This window comes from Bacillus sp. cl95 (assembly GCF_900115925.1).
GTDB lineage: Bacteria > Bacillota > Bacilli > Bacillales > Cytobacillaceae > Neobacillus_A.
Genome location: NZ_FOYF01000005.1, coordinates 29,299 through 53,585 on the forward strand (window position 1 = coordinate 29,299; position 24,287 = coordinate 53,585).

Consider the following 24,287-nt stretch of genomic DNA (forward strand, 5'->3'; position numbering starts at 1 on the left):
CCAGTGACACATTGTTACGTTACTAATATATGAAACTATTATACAAAATACTTTCTTTTTATAGATACTTATAATTTATGGGAAATAAAGAGAGTGCCAGGAAGGTCCCTGGCACTCTTCTATGGAACTAGCTTTTTGACTAAAGGAATTTTCTTCATGATCAAAATGACAATCGAACTGATTATGAGATTGATCAGTACACATATAGGTATGCTTAGAATCGGATGTACCGAGTCTTTGATTACATAGAAGATTTCGTCCGCAAAGACATTTAGCACAAGCATGTGAATGAGATAAATACCGAAGCTCGTGTTATTGATGATATTAAGCGGGCGTGGCACTTCTTTCGTCATCACGTTTTTAGCGAATAAGAATGCCGCAATGGCCACGATGGCGACGTTTGGCGAATGGTAATCATACCAGATTTCCGATAAAACACCGTCTTGAGCAAGTGTATAGGAGTATGTGAAATACATGGTTGCTAGTACTCCTACAATGCCACCTGCGTAAATAAGCTTGCGCCATTTGGGACTGATTTCGAAATTGGCTAAATAATAACCAAGAATATAGTAGCCTACATAGTTTGTTACAAAGTAAAGTTCAGGATTAAAGCCGAAGCCAATGATATACTTCATGAACTTGACGCCGATAGATGCGTAAAACCATAACAGCAAGAAATATTGCAAATCACGTTGCTTCGCATTTTGCACAAGAATTTTTACAAGTGGTGTGATCAAGTACAGACCTAGAATCATGTATAAGAACCATAAATGAACACTGATTCCTTGAGTCATAAACAATCTGATTGGTTCTTTAATAGAGATAATATATGTTCCGTTATAGACTTTATAAGCATAATAGATGGCACTCCAACCTAAGAGTGGAATAAACACCTTTGCTGCGCGTTTCATAAAGAAGTCTTTATAGGTAATCTCTCGCTTGTCTCCAAGTAAAAGGGCACCACTAATCATCACAAAGAGAGGAACTGAACATCTCATTAATGAATCATAAAAGTTTGCCGACATCCAGTTTGATAGCGGGACTTCTAATAGATTAACAGCCACGAGGCCAGCGGAAACATGAATGGTAACAACCGCAATGGTCGCCAACACACGAAGCCAATCTAAATACATATATCTTTGTTTCATTATCTCTCCCCCATGGTCGTTATTTTTCCAATTGTTATCTTAACACAAAAGGTCGATATATGGGGTATATTGTCGAATTAAGGGAGGTATTTGAGACGAGTTTCTTCTATTATATTAGCGTTTGAGTGCATGATTGGAATATTATTCATGTTTTGACAAATACCTATCAAATATTTTGGCGGCCTTTCGGTCCTCGCGCGCTCGCTATTTACCGCAGGCAGAGGAGATCTATCCCGGAAAAGAAGAAAAACCCAGAATAGCAGCACCGAATTTCAAGAGAGACTATAAATTTAGTACTGATTCGTTATTGTAGTAGTTTTAGGGTGTGTGGAAGTAGCCGAAAAGTGTAATCGCTCTCTTTTTTCCTTTGTTTATTCGTTTTATTTGTGTAACTGTACGGTTCTTTTGTGTAACTGTGCGGTTCTTTTGTGTAAATCGGGATTCTATTTGTGTAATTTCGACTTTTATTTGTGAATGCAGAAATTCATCCACTACGCCTCGACATCTTTATACTTCATTTCAAAAGGGTGACAGACTTGATGTCTGCCGCCCTTCGCTATCTATTTATTTTATCCTTCTAATAGTATATCTTGAAGATCGAGTTTAAGGTCCTCGATGAGTTTGATTACGGTCATTTCGTTTTCGCTTGAGCCTTTTTCATAGGCGTTCTTAACTATTTCTGCGAAGGTTGTTGTTTTTGCAGCTACTTTAGAGCTTTGGTCGTCCACTTTTGACATTTCCTCCTTTCATTCTGCTATTTTAATCATTCTATTAAAATCTTTGTCACTTGTAAATATATACCAAACATATTTCGTGAAAGAATTATGACATCTGATAATTTTTTCTGATAGTGTCTGTAATTCCCATTATTTCGCGGTTTAAACCGGTTTCCGACACAGGAATAGCAAAATTTATGTAGAATTGTAAAACAATTTGTAATGTGTTTGTAACATAATCATAAATAAACTGTAAATTTTAATAGGTTTAAAATGTGAGATACTAGTTTTACAGAAAACGAGTCTCACAAGATGTGTCTCGCAACAAACTGGAGGTCAACATGAAGAAGTTAATCATTACTAGTCTTGTCTGTTCCTACATGTATTTTGGCGGATTGTTCGGTTTAGTGAAAGCGGATGCATCAGATTTTGGTGAAGACGTTACGGATATAGCATTAGATTATATTGGTGTACCTTACCAATGGGGTGGCACTACACCAAGCGGATTTGATTGCTCAGGGTTTGTAGGTTACGTTTATAAGAAAGCAGGCGTTACACTTCCAAGAACGGCTGCAAGCATATATAGCGAAGGAAATGCAGTTTCGAAATCTAGCTTACAAAAAGGCGATTTAGTCTTTTTTGATACAAGTTCTACTACAAATGGTCCATCACATATTGGTGTATACATAGGCGACAATCAGTTTGTCCACGCTTCAAGCTCAAAGGGAGTAAGAAAAGATTCTCTTTCTAGCACATACTGGAACAATACTTATTATGGTGTTAAGCGTGTAGGTAAAGGCGGCTGGGTCTATACAGCTGCAGGCTGGAACTTCCTTGATGCGAACGGCGCTAAGGAAACTGGCTGGGTTCTTGATGCTGGCAAATGGTACTTCTTAGATTCAAAAGGCATCATGAAAACTGGTTGGGTTTACGATGGAGGTAAATGGTACTTCCTTACGAAAAGCGGTGCGATGAAAACTGGTTGGTTATATGAAAAAGGCAACTGGTACTTCCTTGCAAGTAGCGGTGCGATGAAAACAGGCTGGTTAAGCTACAAGAACGAATGGTATTACCTTTACAACAGTGGTGTCATGGCAGTAAATACAACTGTTGATGGATATAAGATCGGCAGCGATGGTGCAAGGATTCAATAATGATGAAAGCAAGCTCAAGCGGCTTGCTTTTTCTTTTGGTTGATAGTGTTGTTAATTTTTAACAACACTATCATTTTGAGTGGAAAACTATTAAAATATTACCAGACATACAATAAATTTACTGACGACAAAGGTGGACCTTACATGAAAAAATGGAAAATTGTCCTGATTACGTTATTTGTGCTGATTGCCGGTGGCGCAGGAACACTATATTATTTATTGGAATTAAAAGATTATGGAACTGACGATAAGAAAGTAGCTGAAATTGTTAAAAGTGGCTATGAAGTTATTTTACCAGGAGATAAAGCGGTTGCTGATAAAAGTAAAAAGGCTACAGAAGGTTCAGCATCTTCAACAGAGGGTTCTGAAGGTAGCGATGCTACAGCATCCACTCCACAATCTAGTGCTGATAAACTAGCTGCTTCCATCGTGGCAAAAGCAAAGACTACGACTAAGAAAAACACAACTACATCCGATTCAGCTAATCCTGATTCTGAATCACCTTCTACACCTGCTACTTCTGATCCAGTAACAGCTCAGTCCATCATCAATAAGTATCAGCCTTCATTTGAAAACTTGCAGGCACAAGCTGATGGGAAACTGACCGCATTGATCTCCTATGCAATCGGAGAATATCAATCAAAGAAAGCTTCTGGTGAGGAAGTATCTTATTTTTACTTCTACTCTAAATACACTGCCGCTGCTTCTTCCTTAGAAGCTAGTACAGATGCTTCATTTAACAAAATCTACGGAGCCTTGACTGCAGAGCTAGAAGCAAATGGTTTTGACGCTAGTGCGGCAAAAGGAATCAAAGCACAATACAATGCTACAAAGAAAGCTCAACGTTCTGCTTTAATGAATCAAGCCATGAGCGGATTAAAGTAATTTGATTTTCATCCGATAATTATATAGTAGAAAAGTTCTAGTATTTTAGTTGTTATAGAATGGTTTTTTATGTAAAATAAGTCTATCACTTTCTTGTTCTATCAAACAATTAAGTACATAGTTTATTTTTCTAACATAGGAAAAAACAAAAAATATTTGCAGGGGGTTTATCGTGAAAAAGTTATTTGCTTTTTTTAGTTTGTTTTTCTTGCTAGCTGCAACGCTTGTACCACAAGCAAAAGCTGCAGAAGCTTCATACTCCGCTTCTGTCACAATCAATGGCGAAGAGTATACAATCGAAGCTGACGAAAACACATTCGTATTTAACCTTGATCAGTTTGTTGAAGAGTTCGGTTTAGCCGAAACGGACAAAGTGGAAAAAATCGCTCTTGAAACTCCAGACGGTGTGACAAGTGTAAATTTCGATTTCGGTGTACTTGATGGTGTTGAGTTAACAAAAGAAGTTGAAGTTGTGAATAACAAAGCAGAATACGTTCTTGCTGATGTATTAGGTGCAAGAGATCCACAACAAGACGGCCTTGCAATCAGCACGCTTCGTCAATTGATCTACCCATTCGAGAACTATGTAGCTATTACTTTAGAAGCTAATTATGAAGAAGAAGGTAACTTTGATTACTTAACTTTTGTATTAGCTGCAGATGAAACTCTTGAGTTCCCTGGCAACAAAAACACTACTCTTTCTGGTTTCTCTTTAATGACATCAAAAGGTGAAGTTAAAGCAGTTGGTGCAGATAACAAGTATGTAGTTAACATTAACAAGTTGGCTGGTAATACTGAAGTTTCTGCTATTAAATTTAAGTCTGAGAACGCTGCAACTTTCTCTCTTTTCTCTAGCGACTCTTTCTTATTCTCTGATAACACAGACCTTAAATTTGTAAACAAAGAAGCAATCTTAACAGCAGACATGCTTAAAGCAAAAACAGGTCAAGATCTTCCTGATTCAGTTAGTGTTGATGTACTTAAATATGTAATCAACGCTTATGGCATCAACACTTTAAACGGTGTAATCGCAGATGCTGAAGGAAATAACACTCCTGTAACAATCAAAGTTTCACTTGAAGGCTGGGTAAATGAAGACGGTGCAAAGTACTACGTTGATGAGTTCGGCGACTATGTAACTGGCTGGGTGAATGTTGGCGGAAAATGGTACTACTTCGATGAAGAAACAGCTGAAATGGTAACTGGCTGGGTGAAGTGGGAAGGCGATTGGTACTACCTAAATCCTACAGATGGTCACATGGTCACAGGATTAGTAAAAGTCGGTACCAAGTTATACTTCTTTAACAAAGATGGTATTATGCAAACTGGTTGGGAAAAAGTAAACGGTAAATGGTACTTCTTCCACCTTAAAGACGGTTATGCGTTAACTGGTTGGTTTAAAGACGGTAAGAAATGGTACTTCTTTGACAATAGTGGCGTTATGCAAACTGGTTGGGAAAAAGTTGGCACTAAGTGGTACTACCTAGGTACTGATGGCGCTATGCAAACTGGCTGGGTGAAAGTCGGCACTAAATGGTACTACCTTGACAACAGTGGCGTTATGCAAACTGGTTGGGAAAAGGTTGGCACTAAGTGGTACTACTTGAACGCAGATGGTTCTATGAAAACTGGTTGGTTAAAAGACGGCAATAGCTGGTACTACCTAGAAGCTAACGGTGTAATGCACACTGGTTGGTTGAAGCTTGGTACGAAATGGTACTACTTCTACTCTAACGGTAAAATGGCAGCTAACACGAAAGTTAACGGTTATAAGTTCGACCGTAACGGTGTGTGGGTACGCTAATTGAAATTATAAGGGAAGCTCCTTAGGGCTTCCCTTTTTTGTTCCATAAAAAAACCGCCTTTGATAGACGGCTTTCATCCATACTATTTTATGCTTTCAAGAGCTTGTTTTACATGGGCGTAAGAGTTAATGGTTGCCATCTTGTCCATACCTGCATTCACAACGGTTTGGGCCAATTCTGGACGTATGCCGGTCACGAGTGTTTCGATACCGATCAATTGCAGTACACCTTGTATTTGAACGAAATAGTGGGCTACCTCAAAATCGATATTCAAGATTCCTGAGAAGTCGATGATCAGATACCTTAGTTTTAATTCACTTAGCTCTGGAACAACATTCTCCAGAATATGATTGGCTCTAAACGAATCGATGGCTCCGATCAAGGGCAAGACCGCAATGCCATCTTTAATCGGAACGACTGGTGCCGATAATTTGGCGAATTCCTTTTGTCTCTCGGCTTCGATTTTATCAGCAAGACGCTCAAAGGCAAAGACAGTCTCATTGATGCTAACATCTAGAATGGCGTTCACTTTCTTCGTCATCGTGGCATGATCCTCGACAGCGAGTCCATAATCCGTGCTGATTCTTGTGATAAGATCAGAAAAGATTTCCCTCGTTGGTGGATAACGAACCACAATCTCCGAGATCTTACCTCCAGATGAAGCTTCCCTTTCGCCATTGCTTTTACTCCAGGCAATGAGTTCTTGAGGTATCCCCTCTTCCCCTTTATGCAGGGATTCCCCTAAGAAACCTAAGAGTTCAATGTACATGTTAATAGCTTGTTCTTTTTCCCAGTTTGGAATGTTCAAATTCATCTTGCAGAGTACTCCTTCAACGATTTCCACAGCAAGAGATTTTGCATTTTCGGATAAGAATTGAGAAATATTGAAGAACGAGGTCATTTGAATCACACTCCTTTTTAAGATAAAGGCACTGTTAAGAAACAACAATCTTTTTGAGAATGAGACTAAAATAAGGAAATTGTCGATTGTAGGGTTGCTAAAACTAGTATACAACATTTGCTAAAAGGGTCGCACACAATATCACACATCTTCTCTAAAAGGAGGCATAAAAGAAGGCAATCACTCTGAATATTTCTGAGTCATTGCCTTTGCTATTTATTATTAGTCGAGCCTTTTTATGTTAATTCATCGTAGTCTATGGCTTCGGGTTCTCGTTCTAGATATCCTAATTCCACGGCTAATTTAATGGTTTGATTGGCATAAACGGCTGTTTCCGAAATGATCTTGCTATAGAATCCAAACAAATCTCTCCTCGAACTAACTGCGAGAGATTCCCCGTAGAAAACGATCGCATATCGGATGATCGTTAATAGTATTCCCATCATCAATTTATCTGAAAAAGGTGCCTTTGTAGAGTCCGTTACGGTTAATTGATTGGGAATGGATGCATCCAGTTCCACGTCACTTAAAAATAGTTCAAAGCTATCTAGCAGTTTTTTTGACATCTCTTTACCGAATTGAAAGTGCTTCCGAACTTTCTCTGAAGATACGGTTTGAGAGAATCCAATCAAGAGTGTTTTCCCTAAAATATTTCGTTGGACATTCAAGAACAATTGATTCAGTTGTGTGGCATGGACGGGTCTTCTTTTTCCAAACCAGCCAGTTAGGTAGCCCGTGCCCTGAACAAACTCGGTATGATCTGGAATGGGGATTGAAGGCGGTCTCACAAAGATCCCTTTTTGCAAAAGCATATTTGTGACTTCATTCGTTAGGGCGATATAGTCGATTAAGCATTCGTTTGAAAAATCGCGGATGTCTTTGCGAGCCGAACTTTTCAAAGCATTCGCGTGTGTTTGCATGCCTAGTTCGACGATGAATTTCAATAGGAAAGCTGAAGTAATATCAGAGAACAATCTTGGTGCTTGGAGATTTACGTCATGCTCGTTGTATCCAATCGGAGCTGGACTCTCTTCTTTTGCGAAAATCTCTTTTAGTTTTTCTATATGTACTTGGCTTGTGTTGATATATTTTTGGATTATATTCTTAATGTCTTCGTCTTCGACTACTTTTTCAAAGTGCATAAAGGTATAAAGTGACATGGTTTCACTTTGATAAGAAACCCATAGAATTGAGATTTCTGATGATGTTAAGGGGATATGCTGTTCCATTTATTTTCTCCTTGAGAATTAGTCTTATTACCATTATGTCCAATCCACAAAATGGTTATGAATGGACTGTTGTAACCCTTTTTGGGAATTATTTCGTTTCTAGATGCCTCTGCTAGAGGAAACAATAATCTTGCACCAAATTTTCCGAGGAGGTTACAAATGGTCTCTAAAAAGTGTTGGCTTATTTGCTTGCTTACCTTTTCATTCCTTTTTGGAACTTCATCTGTCTATGCAGCCCCTCCAGAAAATGAGCTAAACCAATATTTAGCTCAGATTGGCTGGACGAAGCAGGAATTGCAGGATTATCTCGCTAATTTCGAAATTTCTCTGGAAGATTTCGAAACAGTGGAAGACCTAAAACTATTTGTCGGGACTCCAATTAACGCCACAAACTTACAGGAGTTATTAACTCGTTACAGTTTGACTGAACCGGAACTAAACGAGCTTTTGGACCATTTTGGAGACTCCGTAAGTGAATATGAGGTTATCGAGGATTTGGATGCAGCGGTCGACTTTTACGTCAACCATGATGAGTACATGGCTGATGTAGAGACTGAGTTAGCCAAGATCGGTTTAACAGAAGCAGAAACGGAGAAGTTCTTTACCTATTTAGCGGAAGTGGAAGAAAAAAATAAAGACCAACTTGATCAGATGGAAGCATTCGATGCCAGATTGGAGAAATTCCTATTTGTTGACGATCCCTCAGAACTTTCTGATGAAGAATTAGATGAGGTCGTTCAAATATTGACCGAAACGATTGCGTTGTATGAAATCGACGTGAAGTTCAAAGTGGATAATAAAGACATCTCTTTAAAAGAACTTCTGAAGATGAAAGAGCTGCCGAATTCATTAGCGGCGAGTATCTATAGCACAGCGGGAGAGTTATTAATTGATTTTTCAATCCCAGCTGAGTTTTTTGAAAGCATGAGCGCATTAGAAGAAGGCGAAGAAATGCTTCATGTCGGGGAACTTTCAGATGAATTTGTAGACCATCTACACAAAGAAAAATTTGAAAACAATGGGATGAAATAATCCAGGATGATTCTATTTAATATAAAAAACAAGCAAAAGATGAGAGTTAATTCCCTCTCATCTTTTGTTTGTTTCTTAAGAAATAGTTACTGGCATTTCCCGTTTCGCCCATTCCACTAACTCGGCTTCGCCCATTGGTTTGGAGAAGTAATAGCCTTGAATAATGGTATCGTCGGCTATTGATAACAGGAAGTCCACTTGTTCTTGCGACTCTACTCCCTCGAGCACGACTTTTAAGTCCAATGAGTGCCCTAAATTAATGATCGCTCTGATGATGGCAGAGTCCTTTTCGGAAATCGGCACGTCATCGACAAAGGACTTATCAATTTTTAAAGTGGTAATCGGAAGTCGCTTCAAGTAGGACAAGGAAGAAACGCCTGTACCGAAGTCATCTAAGGCAATCATGAATCCGATTTCCCGGAATTCTCTAATCGCACGTATCGCACTCTCGATGTTATTGATGACACTCGTTTCGGTGATTTCCAGCTCAATTTCACCACTATTGATGTTGTATTGAGACACCGCGTCTTTTAATGTTTTCATCAGCCTTCCAGAAGTGAAATAGGAGCCCGGGATATTAATCGCTACTTGAAAAACAACCCCGTCTCTTTCTTTCCAAAGCGAGATTTGTTTGCATACATGGTCGATTAACCAATCTGTCACATCAAATATCTGACCGGTTTCTTCTAATATAGGGATGAATACACCTGGCGAGATGAAACCGTATGAAGAGTGGTTCCATCTTAGTAGCGCCTCCACCCCATGGAGCTGATTGGTCTCCGGACTTACTTTTGGCTGATAAACCAAGAATAGTTCGTCTTCCGCGATGGCATTTTCGATATCATGTTTCAGATGTTTTTCAAATGAATCAGCGTGTACTTCCGAATTATATTCGATTACCTCGTGCTTATATCTCAGTGAAGGATACTCTAGTACCGCTAAGACATTGGCAAACAAGCTCTTTTGCTCTTCTTCCCCATTTGCGGTGGTTACCGCACAAACCATATCAATGATGACTTCATTGACGCCAATGGTTCGTTTTTTACAGAGGCAGGCTGCAATTTTTTCCATAGAGCTTTTCAGCTTTTCGAAGTCACAATCATCTTCTGTTAAGATCGCAAAGCGATTTCCTTCGATTCTGTAAAGATTCCCCTGACTGGGCTTGAGCTTATGAATCAACTCCCCGGCAGCCTTGATGATCTCGTCCCCAAAAACGTAACCGTAGCGACTATTCCATTTTTCCAAATCATGAAGATGGATCACGGCCAAGCTCTTGATACCTGCCGTTTTCTGCAACATCTTTTCAAATTGTCTTCGGTTAGGCAGTGACGTTAACATGTCATAATAGGTGAGGCGATAGTCTACATATCTATCCAACAACCCTGATAGAGTAGAGATTCCTAAAATGACAAAGATGCTCACAGTTACACCGGCAATTTGAAAAATGTCCATTTGGTTTTGATGGCTGTTTCGGTAGGGCAACGGCTCATCAACATAAAAAACGATCGCTTCCATCCCAATATAATGCATGCTAGCAATCGCAAGTCCCATCAAAAGGGATGTGACGAGCTTAACCAAATAGTTTTGATTGAACCTTTGCTTCATAGAAAACACATAGAGCGCTACATAAGAAACGATGATCGCAACGGCAATGGACAATAATAAAACCAAGGGCTTGTAGTAGTACTGCGCTTGCATTTTCATCGAGAACATACCCATGTAATGCATCGATGCGATTCCTAGCCCCATGATGATGCTGGCAATCACATATGACCATTGAGTAGGCTGCGTTCTATTTGAAATGTAGAATGCTAGATAGGAGGCCAAGATTGGCGGAAATACGGATGCAATGGTTAAGACGAGGTCATACTCCATCGGCACCTTAAAGTTTACGGCGCTCATTCCGATAAAATGCATCGACCAGACGCCTAAGCCCATTGCAATGGAAGCAAAGCTTAGCCAAAGATTGCGATGAAAGAAACTGTTTTGTCTTATCCGGTCGTTCATCGTAATCGCTGTAAAAGAAGCTAAGCAGGCGATCACAATGGAGAGGATGACAATGGAGATGGAATATTCTCCGTGTAGAATAATACTTTTACCTGTATCTGACATGGAGAACATAGCAACAACCTCATTTGATGTAAGTCTAGTGGCATTTTAACCTGCTTTTTATATCGGCACCTTGGTTTACTTTTTCAAGGAAAAAAGGCATTTTTTGTGTAAAATAAAAATCGCCCTGCTGAAGGACGATTTTCTGAATTAATGCTGCTTTGACACGTATAAGCAAAGTGCAAACTATTATGAATTAAAATTTAGCTTTAGGATTTGGACCGAATTTGTTGTCACCAGGATCGCTGTCTTTAACAAAGAACACCAATAGGATGATTGCCCCGATAATTGGAATCAAAGTGATTAACTGCCACCAACCTGATTTTCCTGTGTCGTGTAGGCGACGTGCCCCAACTGCTAATGTTGGCAATAAAACGGCCAAGGAGTAAAGGCTCGAAAATAATTGATCTGTATCTGCCACTCCATCTACTATGGCAAGAGCAATCGTCACGAATAAGTTGACTAGTGTAAACATCCAGTACTCTTTACGTGATGCTCTGCCGGAAAAGCCGACGTAATTCTTTAATACGTGCAAATAGTATTGCATGAAAGAACCTCCTAAAAAAATTATGATTTCAAAACTATTATATCAGAATTTTCTACAAATTTTTCATGTTTTTTCATTAATTGGGATGATATTTCCGGAGAAATTGAAGTTTTTGTCATAATCAAAGATTTCATGCCGTGGGGACGTGATATTTCTAAATAGATTTGATTCTTAATTATGATCGATTATCAGTGTACCGATATCATGATCACACACAACTGGCTCGAGCAGCCACCCGGAACGAAAGATCGCGACAAGCTCGCGAGGAAGAAGGAATAGGATATTAATGGAACATTATTCTTGATAAAGAACAACCTGTCATTTACATTTAAGTGACAGGTTGTTTTTTTGTATGAGGAGATGAGATGGATGGGGAATGATGGATTGAAATCGAAGTTTGCAGACCTGCAACAGGACTTATCTTCAGAAGCTCAGAATGGTTATCCGATGTTTATTGCCGGTATCGTTTTCTGGTTGTGCGCAGGATTGGCTAGTTTCTTTTTAGCGGAAAAGGTGCTTGTATGGGTTTATGTGTTTGGTGTCGGACTTGTCTTCCCTTTAGGAATTCTAGTTTCAAAGGTGTTAAAGATTAACTTCTTGGCCACGCATAATCCGCTATCGGTCATTGGTGGACTTGTCGGCGGCATACAAATTTTCTTTGCCCCGCTCGTGATTTTGGTTGCTTATGAACAGCCAGGATCGATGCCCTTCGTGGTCGGAGTTCTGACAGGTGCACATTTCTTGCCGTATGTGGCGATCTATCAAAGCAAAGCCTATTTGTTTCAAACAGTTGGAACCGTCCTTGCTGTTTCCGTGATCGGAATCAACTGGATGGACCAAGCGTTTACACTTATCCCGTTTGTTCTCGTAGTCGTCTATGCCATCACACTGATATGGCTGATTCGAGAGGTTTCGGTGAAGAAGAGCCATGCGGCGCGGAATCTTTCTATTTAAAAACGGTAAGCTCACATTGGTGGGCTTACCGTTTTTATGTGTGGACGGTGGGGATTTCCCCTATTTGAAGATTTTTCTCTACTGTTTGGATTGGAATTTCGTCTAGAGGTGAACTTTTCTCTACCAAACTTGAGATAATTTCGTCCAATCCGGGATTAATTTCTACTTTGTTTTTTAAAAGAAAGATAGAATGTACTGGCTCACGCTGACGATGATGATGCTCTGCCCTACTCCGCTCGTTAAGCCTGTCGCTAGCCTTAAGAAATTGTTGCTGCTGCGGTATTTCCGTTGCTGGGTCCAACCGTCAAGCACCATCGGGATGTTCATGAGAACTCCGAGCCAGAAGGAACATTCGAAATTGAACAGAAGTAAGAACGGAAAGGCCAAATATCCAGCCAGTATTCCTGTACATCTCGCGCAGATTGGGAAGGTGTAGCCGTTAATGGCGATACTTCTCGATTTCATCCGGTGACATGGGACTATTCCAAAGATGCGATTAATTACAGTCTGGTGTACAGTCACAGTCCGGTTTCCCATCACAATCAAAATCACAATCTGGAATGTCAGGTATGCAATCGCAATCCAGTTTCTTGCGTTTCTTTTTTCGATAATAAAAAAGGATGAATAATAACAGTAAAACACCCAAGCCAATCGCCAGTGAACCGAAGAGCCATTGCGCTTTGATAAGAAGCGTTGTACCCACCACAAATGAAATAATCATCGCCGTTAACAATAGAAAAAACATGCTTATCACCTTTTGAAATTATTAATTACGTTCTAATGAATGCACTATTCCTCTATTGTATTCCTTCTTGGGCTAAAATTCCTTGTTTTTTCTGAAAATGATCTCAAAACCAATCTTTCAAACCTTACCCCAATTCCAAAACGCCATCCAGATACCTGCGTATTACATCATTCGTGGTATTTTTTCTCTATTCGACATATAATAGAAAAGGATTTCACTTTATAATAGTATATATTTTATACATAACAAATGGCTTGAAAGGATGAAGGCACGTTGGTCTTTAGTAACCTTGTTTTTCTATTTATATTTCTACCTTTGGTCTTGTTCTCTTATTTCTTAATAAAAAGGGAATTTCAAAATTATCTTCTATTGGCATTCAGTTTGTTTTTCTATGCATGGGGTGAACCAAAGTACGTTGCCATTATGCTTCTGTCCCTTGTTCTCAACTATTTATTTGGGTTGATCGTTCATCATTTCCGTAGACATAAGCACCTTAAAAAAATTACTATAACGTTTGCCGTTATCACCAACCTATTGTTGTTGGGCTACTATAAGTATATTAATTTCATCATCCTGAATATTAACGAACTATTTTCAACGAATATTAGCATTGAACCGGTTGAAATGCCGCTTGGTATATCCTTCTTCACTTTTCATGCGATGTCGTATGTCATTGATGTCTACCGAAAAGAAGATGAAGTTCAAAGAAATCCGTTTAATCTTGCTTTATATTTGGCCTTATTCCCGCAATTAATTGCTGGGCCCATTATTCGTTACCATGAAGTCGCCGATCAAATTAAGCAGCGTTTTGTCACGATTGAAAAGTTCTCTGAGGGTATCCGCATTTTTATCATAGGGTTATCAAAGAAAGTATTAATCGCGAACCAAGTTGGCTTTCTAGCTGATGCCATTTTTAATAAACCAACTTCTGAAATAAGCGTTCTACTTGCTTGGATTGGAATTATCGCCTATACCCTTCAAATCTATTTCGATTTCTCTGGGTATTCTGATATGGCAATTGGTTTAGGAAAGATGTTTGGCTTTGATTTTCCGAAAAACTTCAACTACCCATATATCTCAAAATCAATCTCTGAGTTTTGGAGAAGATGGCATATCTCTTTAAGCTCCTGGTTTAGAGATTATGTGTATATTCCTCTCGGCGGAAATCGTGTCTCAACATTAAAGAGTTACCGAAATCTATTTATTGTTTGGGGATTAACTGGTCTCTGGCATGGTGCCAGTTGGACTTTCATTGCATGGGGATTATATTACGGAATCATTATCGCGATGGAAAGGGCATTCCTCAATAATTTGTTAGAGAAGCTTTGGACGCCGCTCCGACACGTGTATGTTATTTTGATTTTCCTTATCGGCTGGGTGTTTTTTAGAGCGGATAATTTCACTTATTCGTTCGAATATATTCAAACGATGTTCGGTTTGGGGGACCAACCGCTTTATGATAAGCTCTCGATGTACTATTTATACGATTACGGTGCAATTATGCTTTTAGCAATCGTAGCCTGCACACCTATCATGCCTTATCTTTATAAGAAAACGAATGCATTAACGTTCAACTCGTTCATGGTTTCTTCGAGACAGTTGGTTGTCTCTGGAATCCTTATCTTGTTATTACTCGTTAACATTGTCCATATGGTGAACTCTACGTTTAATCCATTTATCTATTTCCGATTCTAGGCAATAGGGAAAGGAAAATTATGAAAAAAATCATAAATATATTGTTTATAAGCACCTTCTTAATCATTATTTTTAGCGTAGGAATCATCTCTTACGTAAAAGACGACCGACCAATCTCGCCTGTAGAAAACCGGACCCTTGCTCAACGTCCTTTCATCGACCCAAAAACGATTGTCTCAGGTAAATTCTTTAAGGACTTTGAAACTTATTTCGCGGACCAAATATATGGACGTGACCATATCCTGAAGGCATACACGAAGGAACAATTGTTTTTGAAGAGGGCGATTATCAATGATATCGTCGTTGCCAAAAACGATTGGCTCCTCTATGAACCTTCGGCAGCAGGAATCGCTTACGAGGAAATGGATAAATCATTAGCAAATCTTAAAACACTGGCAGATGAAACTGGGGTCGAAGTCCATTTCGCTGCAGCACCATATAAGATGAATATGCTCGAAAATATTTATCCTACTTTTATCAATGAACAGCTTGGCATCAAGAGGCAGCAATACTTCATGAGCCATCTGCCAAGCAACGTCCATGGGATCAACCTTTATCAAAGTTATAAAGAAGAGTTCACACAAGACCAGCTAGAAACGATGTTCTTTAAGACAGATCATCACTGGAACATTGATGGTGCCTTTATCGGCTATCAAAAAATCATCAATGGCTTGAGTGACAACTCGAAGATTTTTAAAGGTAAGCCATTGGAAAAAGAAAACATGAAAATGGTTTGTAATCATGAAGCCCAGTTTGTCGGCAGTCTCAATCAGCGCCTATACAGTATGGTGAACACTGAAGGTGAAAAAGCCTGTTATTATGAGCCGTTCTTTGATGCTGATCACGGTAAAGTGTCAACGAAGACTTGGGATGGAAAAGTCTATAATAATATCAAAGATATTTATGCATCCGGCGTTAACCGAAAGGACACGATCATGTATGGTCACCTCTTCACTTGGGATTATCCAGAAATCAAGTTTGAGTACGATAATGCCCCGAATGATTTACACGTATTAATTCTAAAAGATTCATACGGAAATCCTATTCAGCCGTTCTTGGCTCAGCATTTCAGCAAAACATCGATACTGGACATCCGCCACTATCAAGAAAAATCGATTGCTCAGTATGTGAAAGATAATAAGGTCGATATGATTCTTTTCGTTTATAATGATTCGAACTTAACGGGTGCGATGTACGAATTCGTGCCAAAAGCTAAATAGAAAACGGCAAGTCCTTTTGGGGGACTTGCCGTTTTTTGTTTGAAGACTGTTTCTGCGTTTTTTTGGGATAAAATTCCTCACTAGGGGTTCCTGAAAAAGGTAATTTTACTGTTGGATGAGGTCGGGCGCTTGGATGCGACGATATTTAAGCTATTTTTTTGTGCGATATCGCCGTTTTCACATGACTAATCTCCTGTTTTTTCGGCCTAATGGACGTTTTCAAAAATGTTTTCTCATACGTCACGCGGAAGTCACAATAAAACCACTGAAGAACAGCAACACCCTATCAATTTATTGTAGAAAAAAACAAAAATAATAGATAAAATAAACATTAAAGGAAATAATTAGAATTTTTTTACAAATAGTGAGCTCAGAGGTGTTCAATGGCAAAAATCGTTGTTAGATTAGTGATATTGGTCAGTGTCGTTCTATTGATGAACTATTACATCCCCATGTATATTCACGATCAAAAACAAGTAAAAACAGCTCAAAGTGAAGAACCAGTAAAAACGAGTATATCCTTTACCTCAAAAGAGATGGATATTACTGTCTTGAATAGTGGCCATTTAACGAAGCAAGAATTGAGAGATTTCCAGGATGAGTTTGAGAAGCAAATGTCCGATGTTTTGCGTTTAACAAGGAAAGCTTTGCCAAAAGTTAAAAGCGTTAAGTTTGATACTTCAACGGACTATAACTTGTATTCTCAACTCGTACTCGTCTTTGACAGAAGCTTTCATAGCGAAGAACAAAGCTATTATTATCAGATCGTATCAAATATTTTTAAACAAGATAGCTCTCGAGGCCGTTTTACTGCGGTGGGTTTAACAGGATATCTCGAGAATACCCTTAAGGATCTACCAGTTCATGAAGAATATGCTTATTCCTGGGACAATGAACATATTCCAAGCATTGTTGTTCTCCTCGATCCAGTTGAATTTAGCGCTAACTATTTTCATGCATTGCCTTCAGAGGAAGAAGATGTAGATATTTCGGCTGAGACTTATTTTAAAGTAGCTAGTTTCTCCTCTTACTTAATCGAGACATACGGAATCGATAGATTTATGAAGCTATATGATAGCACTGACCTCGTTAGTAATATAGAAAAAATTTATCAAAAAACGCCCTTAGAGTTGGAGAAGGAATGGAAGGAATATATCGAAGAGTATTATTTGTGATAGAGTTTGTGCTTTAGTGAAAAAAGATAAGGCGATACTAGATTAACGGGTTCGGTGTTGAAATACAAAATTTAAAATACCCATACAATCAAATGTCCAATTCGCATATGAATTGGACTTCTTTTATTTATTGATATACTTCTTTTGGGAAATCCTAAGCAAGAAGGAGGGATACGAATCCTAAACCGGATACAAGACAAAACTATTTTAGAAACACTCTATCAAGGTATCAATAGTTCCAAAATTTCACAATAAACGGATTGATAATGAAATCGGAATAGAATAAGATGGAAAAAATAAATCTTATGATGGATTTCAAGGAGAAAACTATGCTGTTTTCAAAAAGGCTTAAACGCCAGAATACAATCAAACTTCACCCTGTTCACATAACTGATCCTTGGTTTTACCGCTTTGATTATCATTGGAACCTTACTATTAATGATTCCGGCTGCCACAAAGGACCGGAATCATCTCCAGTCTTATTGATTGCCCTATTTGAAGCCACTTCGGCAGTTGTGCGTAAAAGGTTTAGCTGTTGTCGACACGGGCACTACTTTCACCCTGTTTGGCCAGATCATCTTATTGTTCCTCATTCAGTTGGGCGGTGCTTTACTTCAATTGGGGTAAAGCATTTTTGCTTCTTCAATTAATGAAGCAGGTTTGTTGAAGATGAAAAATAAAAAAAGAGCTGAATACAGATCTTTTTTGCTGGACCAAGTATGATAGATATCCGAGATGATGAATTTCCATTTTTTAAATTGATTCATATTGCCCGGTTCTTTTTTCATGTATAATTAAACTATTAAACTAGAAAAGAGGATTAATTGTGGAGAAAGTAATGGGAAGTATTATATCATTTAGCAAGAAACATTGGAGGTATATCATTGTTGCTATTATAGCAATGTTCATCGGGTCAGCAAGCGGTCCATCTGAAACAGCAATGAGCGAAACCACTGAAAAGAATATGAAACTTATTGGACAAGTTGATGAACTTAAAGATAAAAACAAGGAATCTGCAACAAAGATTGCGGATTTAGAAGCTAAAGTGGCCCAAGCTGCCCCATGGTTTAAAATGAAAGACGATGAGCGTAAACAGAAAGAAGCGGAAGCAAAGGCGGCTGAAGAAAAACGTCTAGCTGAAGAAAAGGCAAAGGCAGATGCAGAAGCAGCAGCTCAGGCAGCGGCTGAAGCGGAAGCAAAAAGAGTAGCAGAAGAAGAAGCTAAGAAAGGCTATGATACTGGAATCACCTACGATCAATTAGCAAGAACTCCTGATAATTATGTCGATCAAAAGGTTAAATTCCGCGGCAAGGTTGTTCAAGTAATGGAAGGTGATGGTACGACTCAAATAAGGTTAGCTGTTGGTGATAATTACGACACTATCCTGTTTGGAGAGTTTGATTCTTCTATTGTCACTTCTAGGGTTTTAGAAGATGACACCATTACGGTCATGGGAGTATCAACTGGTTTACTCACCTACCAATCCACAATGGGTGGAGATATATCCATACCTGGTGTGTCTATTGAAAAAATAGAGCAATAAAAAGATTATGACCGGGTACTAATTATTACTCTATTAGAATGTATAGGGAGAATTTGAAAGCACTCGAGATATTGGACTGTAAAAGAATACTTACATATTGGATACAAAGCTAAGTTAAGATTATAAACTTTGTGAAAATATGCACTTAAACTAACGTGGGCGTTAATTAAACAACAATAAAATATTGTTGTTGTGGTAAATGAGGGCATTTGTAGTACAAAAAAGGATAGATGAATACAGGTATTTCTCCTGTTCATCTATCCTTTTTCTTGTACACATATAAAATGTGTATGACCATTTTTTATTTCTAAGGTGTCTTATTTATTTTCTTGATTTTTAATAAAAATATAATGGAAGGATGCCTGGTGGCTTCTTATCTTTTTACAAACGCTGCTGCGATGTATCGGAAGATTTCCATTTTCGGTTCGGCTTTGAACCATCTTTCTTCGAGTCGCCCAGGTTTTAGCGGAGTGATGAAGCTGTCTCCTGCTTTCTTGGCTTCTTTCGGATTGAGAACGAGGCGTTCCTTTGCTTGGATGCCTTTTTCAATCTGAACACGATCTGGTGTAGCAATTCCTTTTGTTACATTGTTCCTTGTGATTTTCCCGGCATCATTTAGGACATAGACGTATTTATTTTTTGCTATCGATTCTTTCTGAACTGTGATGGCATTTTTCACTTCTTTTGTGGTGATAACAACATCCGTGTGCGTTCCTTGGATAATGCTACTTCCATCCTGTTTTTCTAGTTCAATTTCAAACGGGAAGAGACTTTTCTTTTTCACAGAAGGGTCGCTTTCTGGATAGGTAGCAATCTTCGTCAATGTCCCTTTAACAGGCTTTTTCAACAAATCGGAAGTGATGCTCACTTTCATGCCTACTTCGACTTCCTTCAGCTCTTCCTCTGTAAAAGTGCCTTCGACTTTCGGCATATCAGAGACGATTGTGACGATAGGATTTTGCAAGTTGACGTTGATGCTTTTCACCGTTCCGTCTACATGGCTTTTCACTTCCAGGTCACCGCTATTATTCGATTCGATGAGTTGGTCGTAATTGTCGATTTCACTCTCGAGACGATTCTTTTCCGTTTGTTTGTCATAGATTTCTTTATCTATGGATAAGGCAAGGACATTGGTTCCTGCCGCTACTGTGACGGAACCATCCCCTGCCACTGTAGTCGTGTTTGAGTTATTTTTCGAGACGCTCTTCAAATAGTTGAGCTGTTGGATTTGTTCGTTGATGAGCGCAACCTCGCGCTCAAGCTGCCTCTGTTCACTTTGAAGCTTGTTCTTGCTTTCGTTAATTTTATCAGACGAGAATTCATAAAGCGTTGACCCGCTCTCGACCTTATCACCTTCCGCTACGAGGAAACTCTTGAATTCTCCTGAGTTTTCATTGTAATAGAGGTGATGCTCTTCAAGAGGTGTCACTACGCCAGCCGTCTTTAGCTTTTCGGAGACATTTTCCTTTTTCGCCGTGCCCCAGGCTGTTATGTATGAAGACCGATCGACTTTGCTATTTTCCTTGAAGGTTAAGTATAAATTCGCTCCAATGAATAGGGCGCCAGTTGATATTAAAATCTTCTTCTTTTTGTTCATCTCCCTACCCCCTAGTTAAATCAATTTTTCCAGTTGAATATATGACATTAAAGCAGACATGAACCAGAATGATAGATTCATCGCGATCACCGCAGCCAATAAAAGCTTTGGTCCTCTGTCGGATAGTACGCTCAAGTACTTAAATTGGATAAAAACCGTCCAAATCTTGAAAAGTGTGATGGCCGCTAGGAAATAGACAACAATATCATTTCCAGTCAGGTATTGACCCATGACGCCTAGTGAAAACGGCGAAGAAGTGCCGGCAAGTCCGCCCGCTAGATTGATAGGAATCATCACCGCTTTTTCGATTAAAAGAACCGCCAGCACCATGAACTGAATCGTGATTAGCTTGTACATCTCAAGGTCCGTCAGTGCCCAGAATAGGATTGCGGGGATGAAGAGTATGCATGTAGCGTAGACGATACCCCACAGCATTTGGCCTACCACATAAAAGGCTTTGTGCATTTCATATTCTTCCTTTGAAAGATCCGTCATTTTCTTCGATATGTATTCAGAGCCAATGCCAAAATAGGCGCTCACACCAAACACCAAGGCGCTGATGAATGCGATTAGTACTAATCGACGCCATAGTCCTGGAATCGTTTCTGTGCTTTTTAATTGATAGGAATGAATTGCAGGTTCCCACAATCCTCTAAGAAGCTGTGTACGAGACATCATGTTTTCTTCCCCCAGACGATATTTCTAATTAATTCCATTTTTATTTTACCGTAAAGCGTCACGTTTCAAAAATAATAACTAATATTTTGATAGATCTTTTCCTTTTTTGAAGGATGTTGGTGTAGAATTTGCCGCTTTTCTCCTATTTATGTCTATTCTCGTTTTCTAGCAAGATTCCTTCCAATACTATCCGACAAATTATTCGCCAGGATATAACAAAGTTTGGAGTGATTGAGTTTTTTCTGCTTATCGAGAAGGGATTGATCGATGATTGGTAGAATGAATTAATATACATATTTTTCTAATTTCCCGTTAGGACGTGACGCGTTTGTCGTTGAATTTGCTTCAGTTTGTTTCAATATTTGGCTTTATCTTAGCGTTTTTCCAATTAGGAATTGGCTGGTTTATCGGGTTCTTTTTCACAGGTATTTATTACATTCTAAGAAAAGAAGAAAAGCATATACTGATACATCGAGGAGTCGGAGCATTCATTTTTCTTTATTCGTTTTATTGTTTGTACAAATGGGATTCATTCTAAATGCAAGTTTTGTTTTCAGAATGTTCAGTCATGCGTAATAATTGGTCATTTTGGCGGGACTTTTATAAAAACGCGCGGAACTTTTCCATATTCTTGCGGGACTTCCGCTCAATTCGGCGGAACTGAGTTCAAGGCCAAGCTCAAGATGTTAACTTCGCTAAAAAATCATAAAATTTACTCAAAATTAAGGAGGTTCAACATGATGGACATATACTTCTTGTCAAATATGTTCAGAAATATCATCTCAACTTTCTTCCATGAAGCCATTTGGGTTGTGGCATTCTTTTTTCTATTAAATAAGACGTTCGTAAACGTAAAACTATTGTCTATTTCAAAAATAGTGGCAGCAGGTACCTTAGGATTACTACTTCTTTTTTCAATCGTACATAGCATCTAATAAATAATGGGACGTGGATAAGATGTGGAAAAAATTATTGAGCGAAATTGCTCCAACCTATACTTTCAGTGAACCTATCAACGAAGATGCGATGTCACACCTTGAACAGCAATTAAATGTGAAGTTTCCACCTGAACTAAAAAGCTTGCTCTTTGAGACAGATGGCATAGTGGAAAAGCACGATTACGCAGAGTGGTTTCTCCTCTGGTCATCCGATGTGATCCTTAGAGAAAATTTACAAATCCGAAGTAGTGAAGTGCTCCGTGAGTTCTGTCAGCCCTTCGATAACTTGCTGTTTTTCGCAGATACCGGGTGTGGCGACTTTTTCGGTTATTTAATTGAAGATGGCGTGATTTCAACACCTTATATTTATATGTGGAACCATGAAGACGACAGCCGACCGAAAGTGGCATCATCACTGGAGGAATTTGTTGTGGGCTGGGCGACAGGGAAGTTATTTGTTTAATTGGAAGGAGAATCCCTATGAGTAAATACATTAGTATTTTCTTTTTGACTCTTATGGCATGTGTATTTCTCTTCTTCATTCTTAGTTCTGTTTTTAGTGGCGGTGGCAACCCAGCTGAGGAGGCCGTTCACACTTTTGGTACTCTCATTGTCTTGCTACTTTCGTTTTTGATTTCGAGGGTGTATGTATTGATTGATGCGGTTAAGAAGAAATAAGCGTAATAAAAAATGCTCAGAGCCAAAAAAGCTCTAAGCATTTTCTGTTAACTTTTTAGAAAATCCCCATATCCCGCTGCCTCCAGCAAATCCCCCCACGTCTTCAGTTTAGGGGTCTTGTTACCTCTGAAGATCGGGTTTGCAATGCTTAGGAGCTCGCCGTTTTCACCACGGATTTCGAACCTTAACCAGGTTGTTTCGTCTTTTGGGAATGTGAAGTTGGCGTGAATTTGGCCGGAAGAATTTTCAAATTCAGAACGGTCAATCTCTTCCCCGTCCTTGATCCATTTTAGGATGGAACCTTTTGGGACTTCGCAGTAATCCAATACGATAGAAACATAGATTTCCTCGGCAATGACGTCAGTCAAATTGCTGCCGAATGTAATTTCTTTTCCGTTTGTATTCATAATGACATCAAGAATCGGTCCTCTAGAAATGTAGACTTTCCCCTGTCTTACACCCTTCAAAATGCCTTGTGCAGAGTATTCGTCCGCTAAAACATATGTGGCAGGGTCGCCGATGACAGATGGCGGTCCATTTTTCTCATATGACTCGGTCGGCAGCAAGTGTGAATCCGAGCCGCCAATCGCGAACATATGATGGCCATCATTCCAAAGCGTATCCCAAAGTTTAATGGCTTTTTCGGTCGCTTCTGGATTGTCCTTATAGGTTGGGTCGTTCCAGATTTCGATGATATCAAAGTCCGTGAGCAGCGTTGATTTGTATTGCCATTCCCACGGTTTCAGCATCGGATGATTGATGCTTGCAATCGCGCCTGCTTCTTTCACTTCTCGTAAAATTCGGCTCATCCCCTCGGCTGTTTCCATTCCACCATCGAGTGCGTTTGGTCGCCAATCCACCCATTGGGTTAGACCGATCGCGTTAAAATGCCCTTTGGATGACGTGATTTCGATTCCAGGAATCACTATTAGGTCGTCCTCCAGCCACTTTGTCGGCAGGATGTTATGGTCGGTTGCGACAAAGAAATCGAGCCCCATCTTTTTTGCTTGTTCCATGCCTTTTTCGGCTGTCATTTTTCCGTCAGATTCATTCGTATGTGTGTGGAAATCCCCTTTTAACCATTTTTTCGTCATTTGACGTTTCTTTTTCACATCAAAAAGGTTGAGTTCAAAGCCATTTGGGATTGGGCTTGTTGACCAATTCTCCGTTGAGTGTGGCAAGGTTGAGCTGATTTCGGATCCCACACGATAGCTAATTTGATATTCAGGCTTAGAATGATGGGTTGCACAAAGGATTTCGAGCTTCCATTTTCCTGCTGGGATGACGCCTGAAACCGAGCCATATGTGCTTTCGTCAGCATTTGCCGAAATCTTGATTGTCTTCGGTTCATTGATGTATAAACACTGATTCCGAAGCGTTCCATTCGGTCCCCATATGAGAATCGAAAACCAGCCTTTTTTTGAAAAAGAAAGCTCGAGCTCGAGCCAATTGTATTCCTGATCGATTGTCATTGGTATACAGAGAAACGGTGTGTCAATCACACCGTTTAGCTCTGTTGAAAAAGAAATAGTCACAGA

The 24,287-nt window shown here is 39.3% G+C and carries 23 protein-coding genes and 2 pseudogenes; 14 read left to right on the forward strand and 11 right to left on the reverse strand.

All coding sequences use genetic code 11. The features are described from left to right. Window positions 1-119: 119 nt before the first annotated feature. Window positions 120-1,148 carry an acyltransferase gene (locus tag BMZ31_RS14130; protein WP_090832520.1) on the reverse strand — a complete coding sequence of 343 codons (1,029 nt, stop codon included), beginning with the start codon at window positions 1,146-1,148 and terminating at the stop codon, window positions 120-122. Window positions 1,149-1,717: 569 nt separating this feature from the next. After that, complete coding sequence (locus BMZ31_RS20405; RefSeq protein ID WP_175478128.1) at window positions 1,718-1,885, reverse strand: YwzD family small protein; 168 nt, start codon at window positions 1,883-1,885, stop codon at window positions 1,718-1,720. Window positions 1,886-2,205: 320 nt separating this feature from the next. On the opposite strand from BMZ31_RS20405, the pseudogene BMZ31_RS20765 reads away from it, so the two are divergent. The 4 genes and pseudogenes from BMZ31_RS20765 to BMZ31_RS14145 form a co-directional block, all read left to right on the forward strand. After that, a pseudogene (locus BMZ31_RS20765) lies at window positions 2,206-2,655 on the forward strand (C40 family peptidase); the annotation flags it as partial. A 66-nt stretch (window positions 2,656-2,721) separates the two neighbouring features. After that, a pseudogene (locus tag BMZ31_RS21065) lies at window positions 2,722-3,018 on the forward strand (choline-binding protein D); the annotation flags it as partial. Window positions 3,019-3,162: 144 nt separating this feature from the next. Further along, window positions 3,163-3,903 carry a hypothetical protein gene (locus BMZ31_RS14140; RefSeq protein WP_090832523.1) on the forward strand — a complete coding sequence of 247 codons (741 nt, stop codon included), beginning with the start codon at window positions 3,163-3,165 and terminating at the stop codon, window positions 3,901-3,903. A gap of 172 nt (window positions 3,904-4,075) precedes the next feature. Beyond that, entirely contained in the window at window positions 4,076-5,707 is a 1,632-nt protein-coding gene (locus BMZ31_RS14145) for an N-acetylmuramoyl-L-alanine amidase family protein (protein WP_090832525.1), read from the forward strand. A gap of 83 nt (window positions 5,708-5,790) precedes the next feature. On the opposite strand, the gene BMZ31_RS14150 is transcribed toward BMZ31_RS14145, so the two are convergent. Both BMZ31_RS14150 and BMZ31_RS14155 read right to left on the reverse strand, forming a co-directional pair. After that, window positions 5,791-6,609: an STAS domain-containing protein gene (locus BMZ31_RS14150; protein ID WP_090832527.1), complete on the reverse strand. Its 819-nt coding sequence runs from the start codon at window positions 6,607-6,609 to the stop codon at window positions 5,791-5,793. Between the two features lie 236 nt (window positions 6,610-6,845). After that, window positions 6,846-7,838: a DUF3231 family protein gene (locus tag BMZ31_RS14155; protein WP_090832529.1), complete on the reverse strand. Its 993-nt coding sequence runs from the start codon at window positions 7,836-7,838 to the stop codon at window positions 6,846-6,848. Between the two features lie 159 nt (window positions 7,839-7,997). Here BMZ31_RS14155 and BMZ31_RS14160 point away from each other — a divergent pair, with 159 nt between their 5' ends. Then, window positions 7,998-8,870, forward strand: a complete 873-nt coding sequence (locus tag BMZ31_RS14160; RefSeq protein WP_090832530.1) for a processed acidic surface protein — start codon at window positions 7,998-8,000, stop codon at window positions 8,868-8,870. Between the two features lie 75 nt (window positions 8,871-8,945). Here BMZ31_RS14160 and BMZ31_RS14165 read toward each other — a convergent pair whose 3' ends face one another. Continuing rightward, a complete protein-coding gene (locus tag BMZ31_RS14165) occupies window positions 8,946-10,991 on the reverse strand; it encodes a bifunctional diguanylate cyclase/phosphodiesterase (protein WP_090832532.1) in 2,046 nt (681 codons plus the stop codon). A gap of 184 nt (window positions 10,992-11,175) precedes the next feature. Further along, on the reverse strand, window positions 11,176-11,526 hold the full coding sequence (locus tag BMZ31_RS14170; protein WP_090832534.1) for a DUF805 domain-containing protein: 351 nt from the start codon (window positions 11,524-11,526) through the stop codon (window positions 11,176-11,178). Window positions 11,527-11,895: 369 nt separating this feature from the next. On the opposite strand from BMZ31_RS14170, the gene BMZ31_RS14175 reads away from it, so the two are divergent. Then, window positions 11,896-12,480 carry a DUF7010 family protein gene (locus BMZ31_RS14175; protein ID WP_090832536.1) on the forward strand — a complete coding sequence of 195 codons (585 nt, stop codon included), beginning with the start codon at window positions 11,896-11,898 and terminating at the stop codon, window positions 12,478-12,480. Between the two features lie 174 nt (window positions 12,481-12,654). On the opposite strand, the gene BMZ31_RS21070 is transcribed toward BMZ31_RS14175, so the two are convergent. Together BMZ31_RS21070 and BMZ31_RS20550 are read right to left on the reverse strand one after the other, a co-directional pair. Continuing rightward, complete coding sequence (locus BMZ31_RS21070) at window positions 12,655-13,017, reverse strand: DUF2085 domain-containing protein (protein ID WP_368086653.1); 363 nt, start codon at window positions 13,015-13,017, stop codon at window positions 12,655-12,657. Then, window positions 12,977-13,225: a hypothetical protein gene (locus tag BMZ31_RS20550; protein ID WP_217644043.1), complete on the reverse strand. Its 249-nt coding sequence runs from the start codon at window positions 13,223-13,225 to the stop codon at window positions 12,977-12,979. The genes BMZ31_RS21070 and BMZ31_RS20550 overlap by 41 nt, the downstream gene beginning before the upstream one ends. Before the next feature lie 273 nt (window positions 13,226-13,498). On the opposite strand from BMZ31_RS20550, the gene BMZ31_RS14185 reads away from it, so the two are divergent. The 5 genes from BMZ31_RS14185 (at window position 13,499) to BMZ31_RS14200 (ending at window position 18,858) form a co-directional block, all read left to right on the forward strand. Then, window positions 13,499-14,920, forward strand: a complete 1,422-nt coding sequence (locus BMZ31_RS14185) for an MBOAT family O-acyltransferase (RefSeq protein WP_090832539.1) — start codon at window positions 13,499-13,501, stop codon at window positions 14,918-14,920. Window positions 14,921-14,940: 20 nt separating this feature from the next. Beyond that, window positions 14,941-16,140 (forward strand): DHHW family protein, encoded by a 1,200-nt coding sequence (locus tag BMZ31_RS14190; RefSeq protein WP_090832541.1) that lies wholly within the window; start codon window positions 14,941-14,943, stop codon window positions 16,138-16,140. A 383-nt stretch (window positions 16,141-16,523) separates the two neighbouring features. Next, on the forward strand, window positions 16,524-17,315 hold the full coding sequence (locus tag BMZ31_RS14195; RefSeq protein ID WP_090832543.1) for a hypothetical protein: 792 nt from the start codon (window positions 16,524-16,526) through the stop codon (window positions 17,313-17,315). Window positions 17,316-17,620: 305 nt separating this feature from the next. Continuing rightward, window positions 17,621-17,965: a hypothetical protein gene (locus tag BMZ31_RS20085; RefSeq protein ID WP_139206618.1), complete on the forward strand. Its 345-nt coding sequence runs from the start codon at window positions 17,621-17,623 to the stop codon at window positions 17,963-17,965. Between the two features lie 176 nt (window positions 17,966-18,141). Next, complete coding sequence (locus BMZ31_RS14200) at window positions 18,142-18,858, forward strand: toxin regulator (RefSeq protein WP_254778831.1); 717 nt, start codon at window positions 18,142-18,144, stop codon at window positions 18,856-18,858. Window positions 18,859-19,231: 373 nt separating this feature from the next. Here BMZ31_RS14200 and BMZ31_RS14205 read toward each other — a convergent pair whose 3' ends face one another. Both BMZ31_RS14205 and BMZ31_RS14210 read right to left on the reverse strand, forming a co-directional pair. Continuing rightward, window positions 19,232-20,455 carry an efflux RND transporter periplasmic adaptor subunit gene (locus BMZ31_RS14205; protein WP_090832545.1) on the reverse strand — a complete coding sequence of 408 codons (1,224 nt, stop codon included), beginning with the start codon at window positions 20,453-20,455 and terminating at the stop codon, window positions 19,232-19,234. A 15-nt stretch (window positions 20,456-20,470) separates the two neighbouring features. After that, the gene (locus BMZ31_RS14210; protein ID WP_090832547.1) at window positions 20,471-21,133 is read right to left on the reverse strand and encodes a hypothetical protein; all 663 of its coding nucleotides are present in this window, start codon (window positions 21,131-21,133) and stop codon (window positions 20,471-20,473) included. 737 nt (window positions 21,134-21,870) lie between these two features. Between BMZ31_RS14210 and BMZ31_RS14215 the strand changes: the two genes are divergently transcribed. From BMZ31_RS14215 to BMZ31_RS14225, 3 genes are read left to right on the forward strand one after another with little or no spacing between them, the layout of a single operon-like run. Then, the gene (locus BMZ31_RS14215) at window positions 21,871-22,068 is read left to right on the forward strand and encodes a hypothetical protein (RefSeq protein WP_090832548.1); all 198 of its coding nucleotides are present in this window, start codon (window positions 21,871-21,873) and stop codon (window positions 22,066-22,068) included. A 22-nt stretch (window positions 22,069-22,090) separates the two neighbouring features. Next, window positions 22,091-22,534, forward strand: coding sequence for an SMI1/KNR4 family protein (locus BMZ31_RS14220; RefSeq protein WP_090832550.1), 444 nt, complete (start codon window positions 22,091-22,093; stop codon window positions 22,532-22,534). A gap of 17 nt (window positions 22,535-22,551) precedes the next feature. Next, the gene (locus tag BMZ31_RS14225) at window positions 22,552-22,749 is read left to right on the forward strand and encodes a hypothetical protein (protein ID WP_090832552.1); all 198 of its coding nucleotides are present in this window, start codon (window positions 22,552-22,554) and stop codon (window positions 22,747-22,749) included. A 47-nt stretch (window positions 22,750-22,796) separates the two neighbouring features. Here BMZ31_RS14225 and BMZ31_RS14230 read toward each other — a convergent pair whose 3' ends face one another. Further along, window positions 22,797-24,284 (reverse strand): CehA/McbA family metallohydrolase, encoded by a 1,488-nt coding sequence (locus tag BMZ31_RS14230; RefSeq protein WP_090832553.1) that lies wholly within the window; start codon window positions 24,282-24,284, stop codon window positions 22,797-22,799. Between the last annotated feature and the right edge of the window lie 3 nt (window positions 24,285-24,287).

Bases quoted from the DNA above. Each gene is read 5' to 3' on its own strand.
- BMZ31_RS14130 (WP_090832520.1), bottom strand. From the start codon at position 1,148: ATGAAACAAAGATATATGTATTTAGATTGGCTTCGTGTGTTGGCGACC.
- BMZ31_RS20405 (WP_175478128.1), bottom strand. From the start codon at position 1,885: ATGTCAAAAGTGGACGACCAAAGCTCTAAAGTAGCTGCAAAAACAACA.
- BMZ31_RS14140 (WP_090832523.1), top strand. From the start codon at position 3,163: ATGAAAAAATGGAAAATTGTCCTGATTACGTTATTTGTGCTGATTGCC.
- BMZ31_RS14150 (WP_090832527.1), bottom strand. From the start codon at position 6,609: ATGACCTCGTTCTTCAATATTTCTCAATTCTTATCCGAAAATGCAAAA.
- BMZ31_RS14155 (WP_090832529.1), bottom strand. From the start codon at position 7,838: ATGGAACAGCATATCCCCTTAACATCATCAGAAATCTCAATTCTATGG.
- BMZ31_RS14160 (WP_090832530.1), top strand. From the start codon at position 7,998: ATGGTCTCTAAAAAGTGTTGGCTTATTTGCTTGCTTACCTTTTCATTC.
- BMZ31_RS14165 (WP_090832532.1), bottom strand. From the start codon at position 10,991: ATGTTCTCCATGTCAGATACAGGTAAAAGTATTATTCTACACGGAGAA.
- BMZ31_RS14170 (WP_090832534.1), bottom strand. From the start codon at position 11,526: ATGCAATACTATTTGCACGTATTAAAGAATTACGTCGGCTTTTCCGGC.
- BMZ31_RS14175 (WP_090832536.1), top strand. From the start codon at position 11,896: ATGGGGAATGATGGATTGAAATCGAAGTTTGCAGACCTGCAACAGGAC.
- BMZ31_RS21070 (WP_368086653.1), bottom strand. From the start codon at position 13,017: ATGGGAAACCGGACTGTGACTGTACACCAGACTGTAATTAATCGCATC.
- BMZ31_RS20550 (WP_217644043.1), bottom strand. From the start codon at position 13,225: ATGTTTTTTCTATTGTTAACGGCGATGATTATTTCATTTGTGGTGGGT.
- BMZ31_RS14190 (WP_090832541.1), top strand. From the start codon at position 14,941: ATGAAAAAAATCATAAATATATTGTTTATAAGCACCTTCTTAATCATT.
- BMZ31_RS14195 (WP_090832543.1), top strand. From the start codon at position 16,524: ATGGCAAAAATCGTTGTTAGATTAGTGATATTGGTCAGTGTCGTTCTA.
- BMZ31_RS20085 (WP_139206618.1), top strand. From the start codon at position 17,621: ATGATGGATTTCAAGGAGAAAACTATGCTGTTTTCAAAAAGGCTTAAA.
- BMZ31_RS14205 (WP_090832545.1), bottom strand. From the start codon at position 20,455: ATGAACAAAAAGAAGAAGATTTTAATATCAACTGGCGCCCTATTCATT.
- BMZ31_RS14210 (WP_090832547.1), bottom strand. From the start codon at position 21,133: ATGATGTCTCGTACACAGCTTCTTAGAGGATTGTGGGAACCTGCAATT.
- BMZ31_RS14215 (WP_090832548.1), top strand. From the start codon at position 21,871: ATGATGGACATATACTTCTTGTCAAATATGTTCAGAAATATCATCTCA.
- BMZ31_RS14220 (WP_090832550.1), top strand. From the start codon at position 22,091: ATGTGGAAAAAATTATTGAGCGAAATTGCTCCAACCTATACTTTCAGT.
- BMZ31_RS14225 (WP_090832552.1), top strand. From the start codon at position 22,552: ATGAGTAAATACATTAGTATTTTCTTTTTGACTCTTATGGCATGTGTA.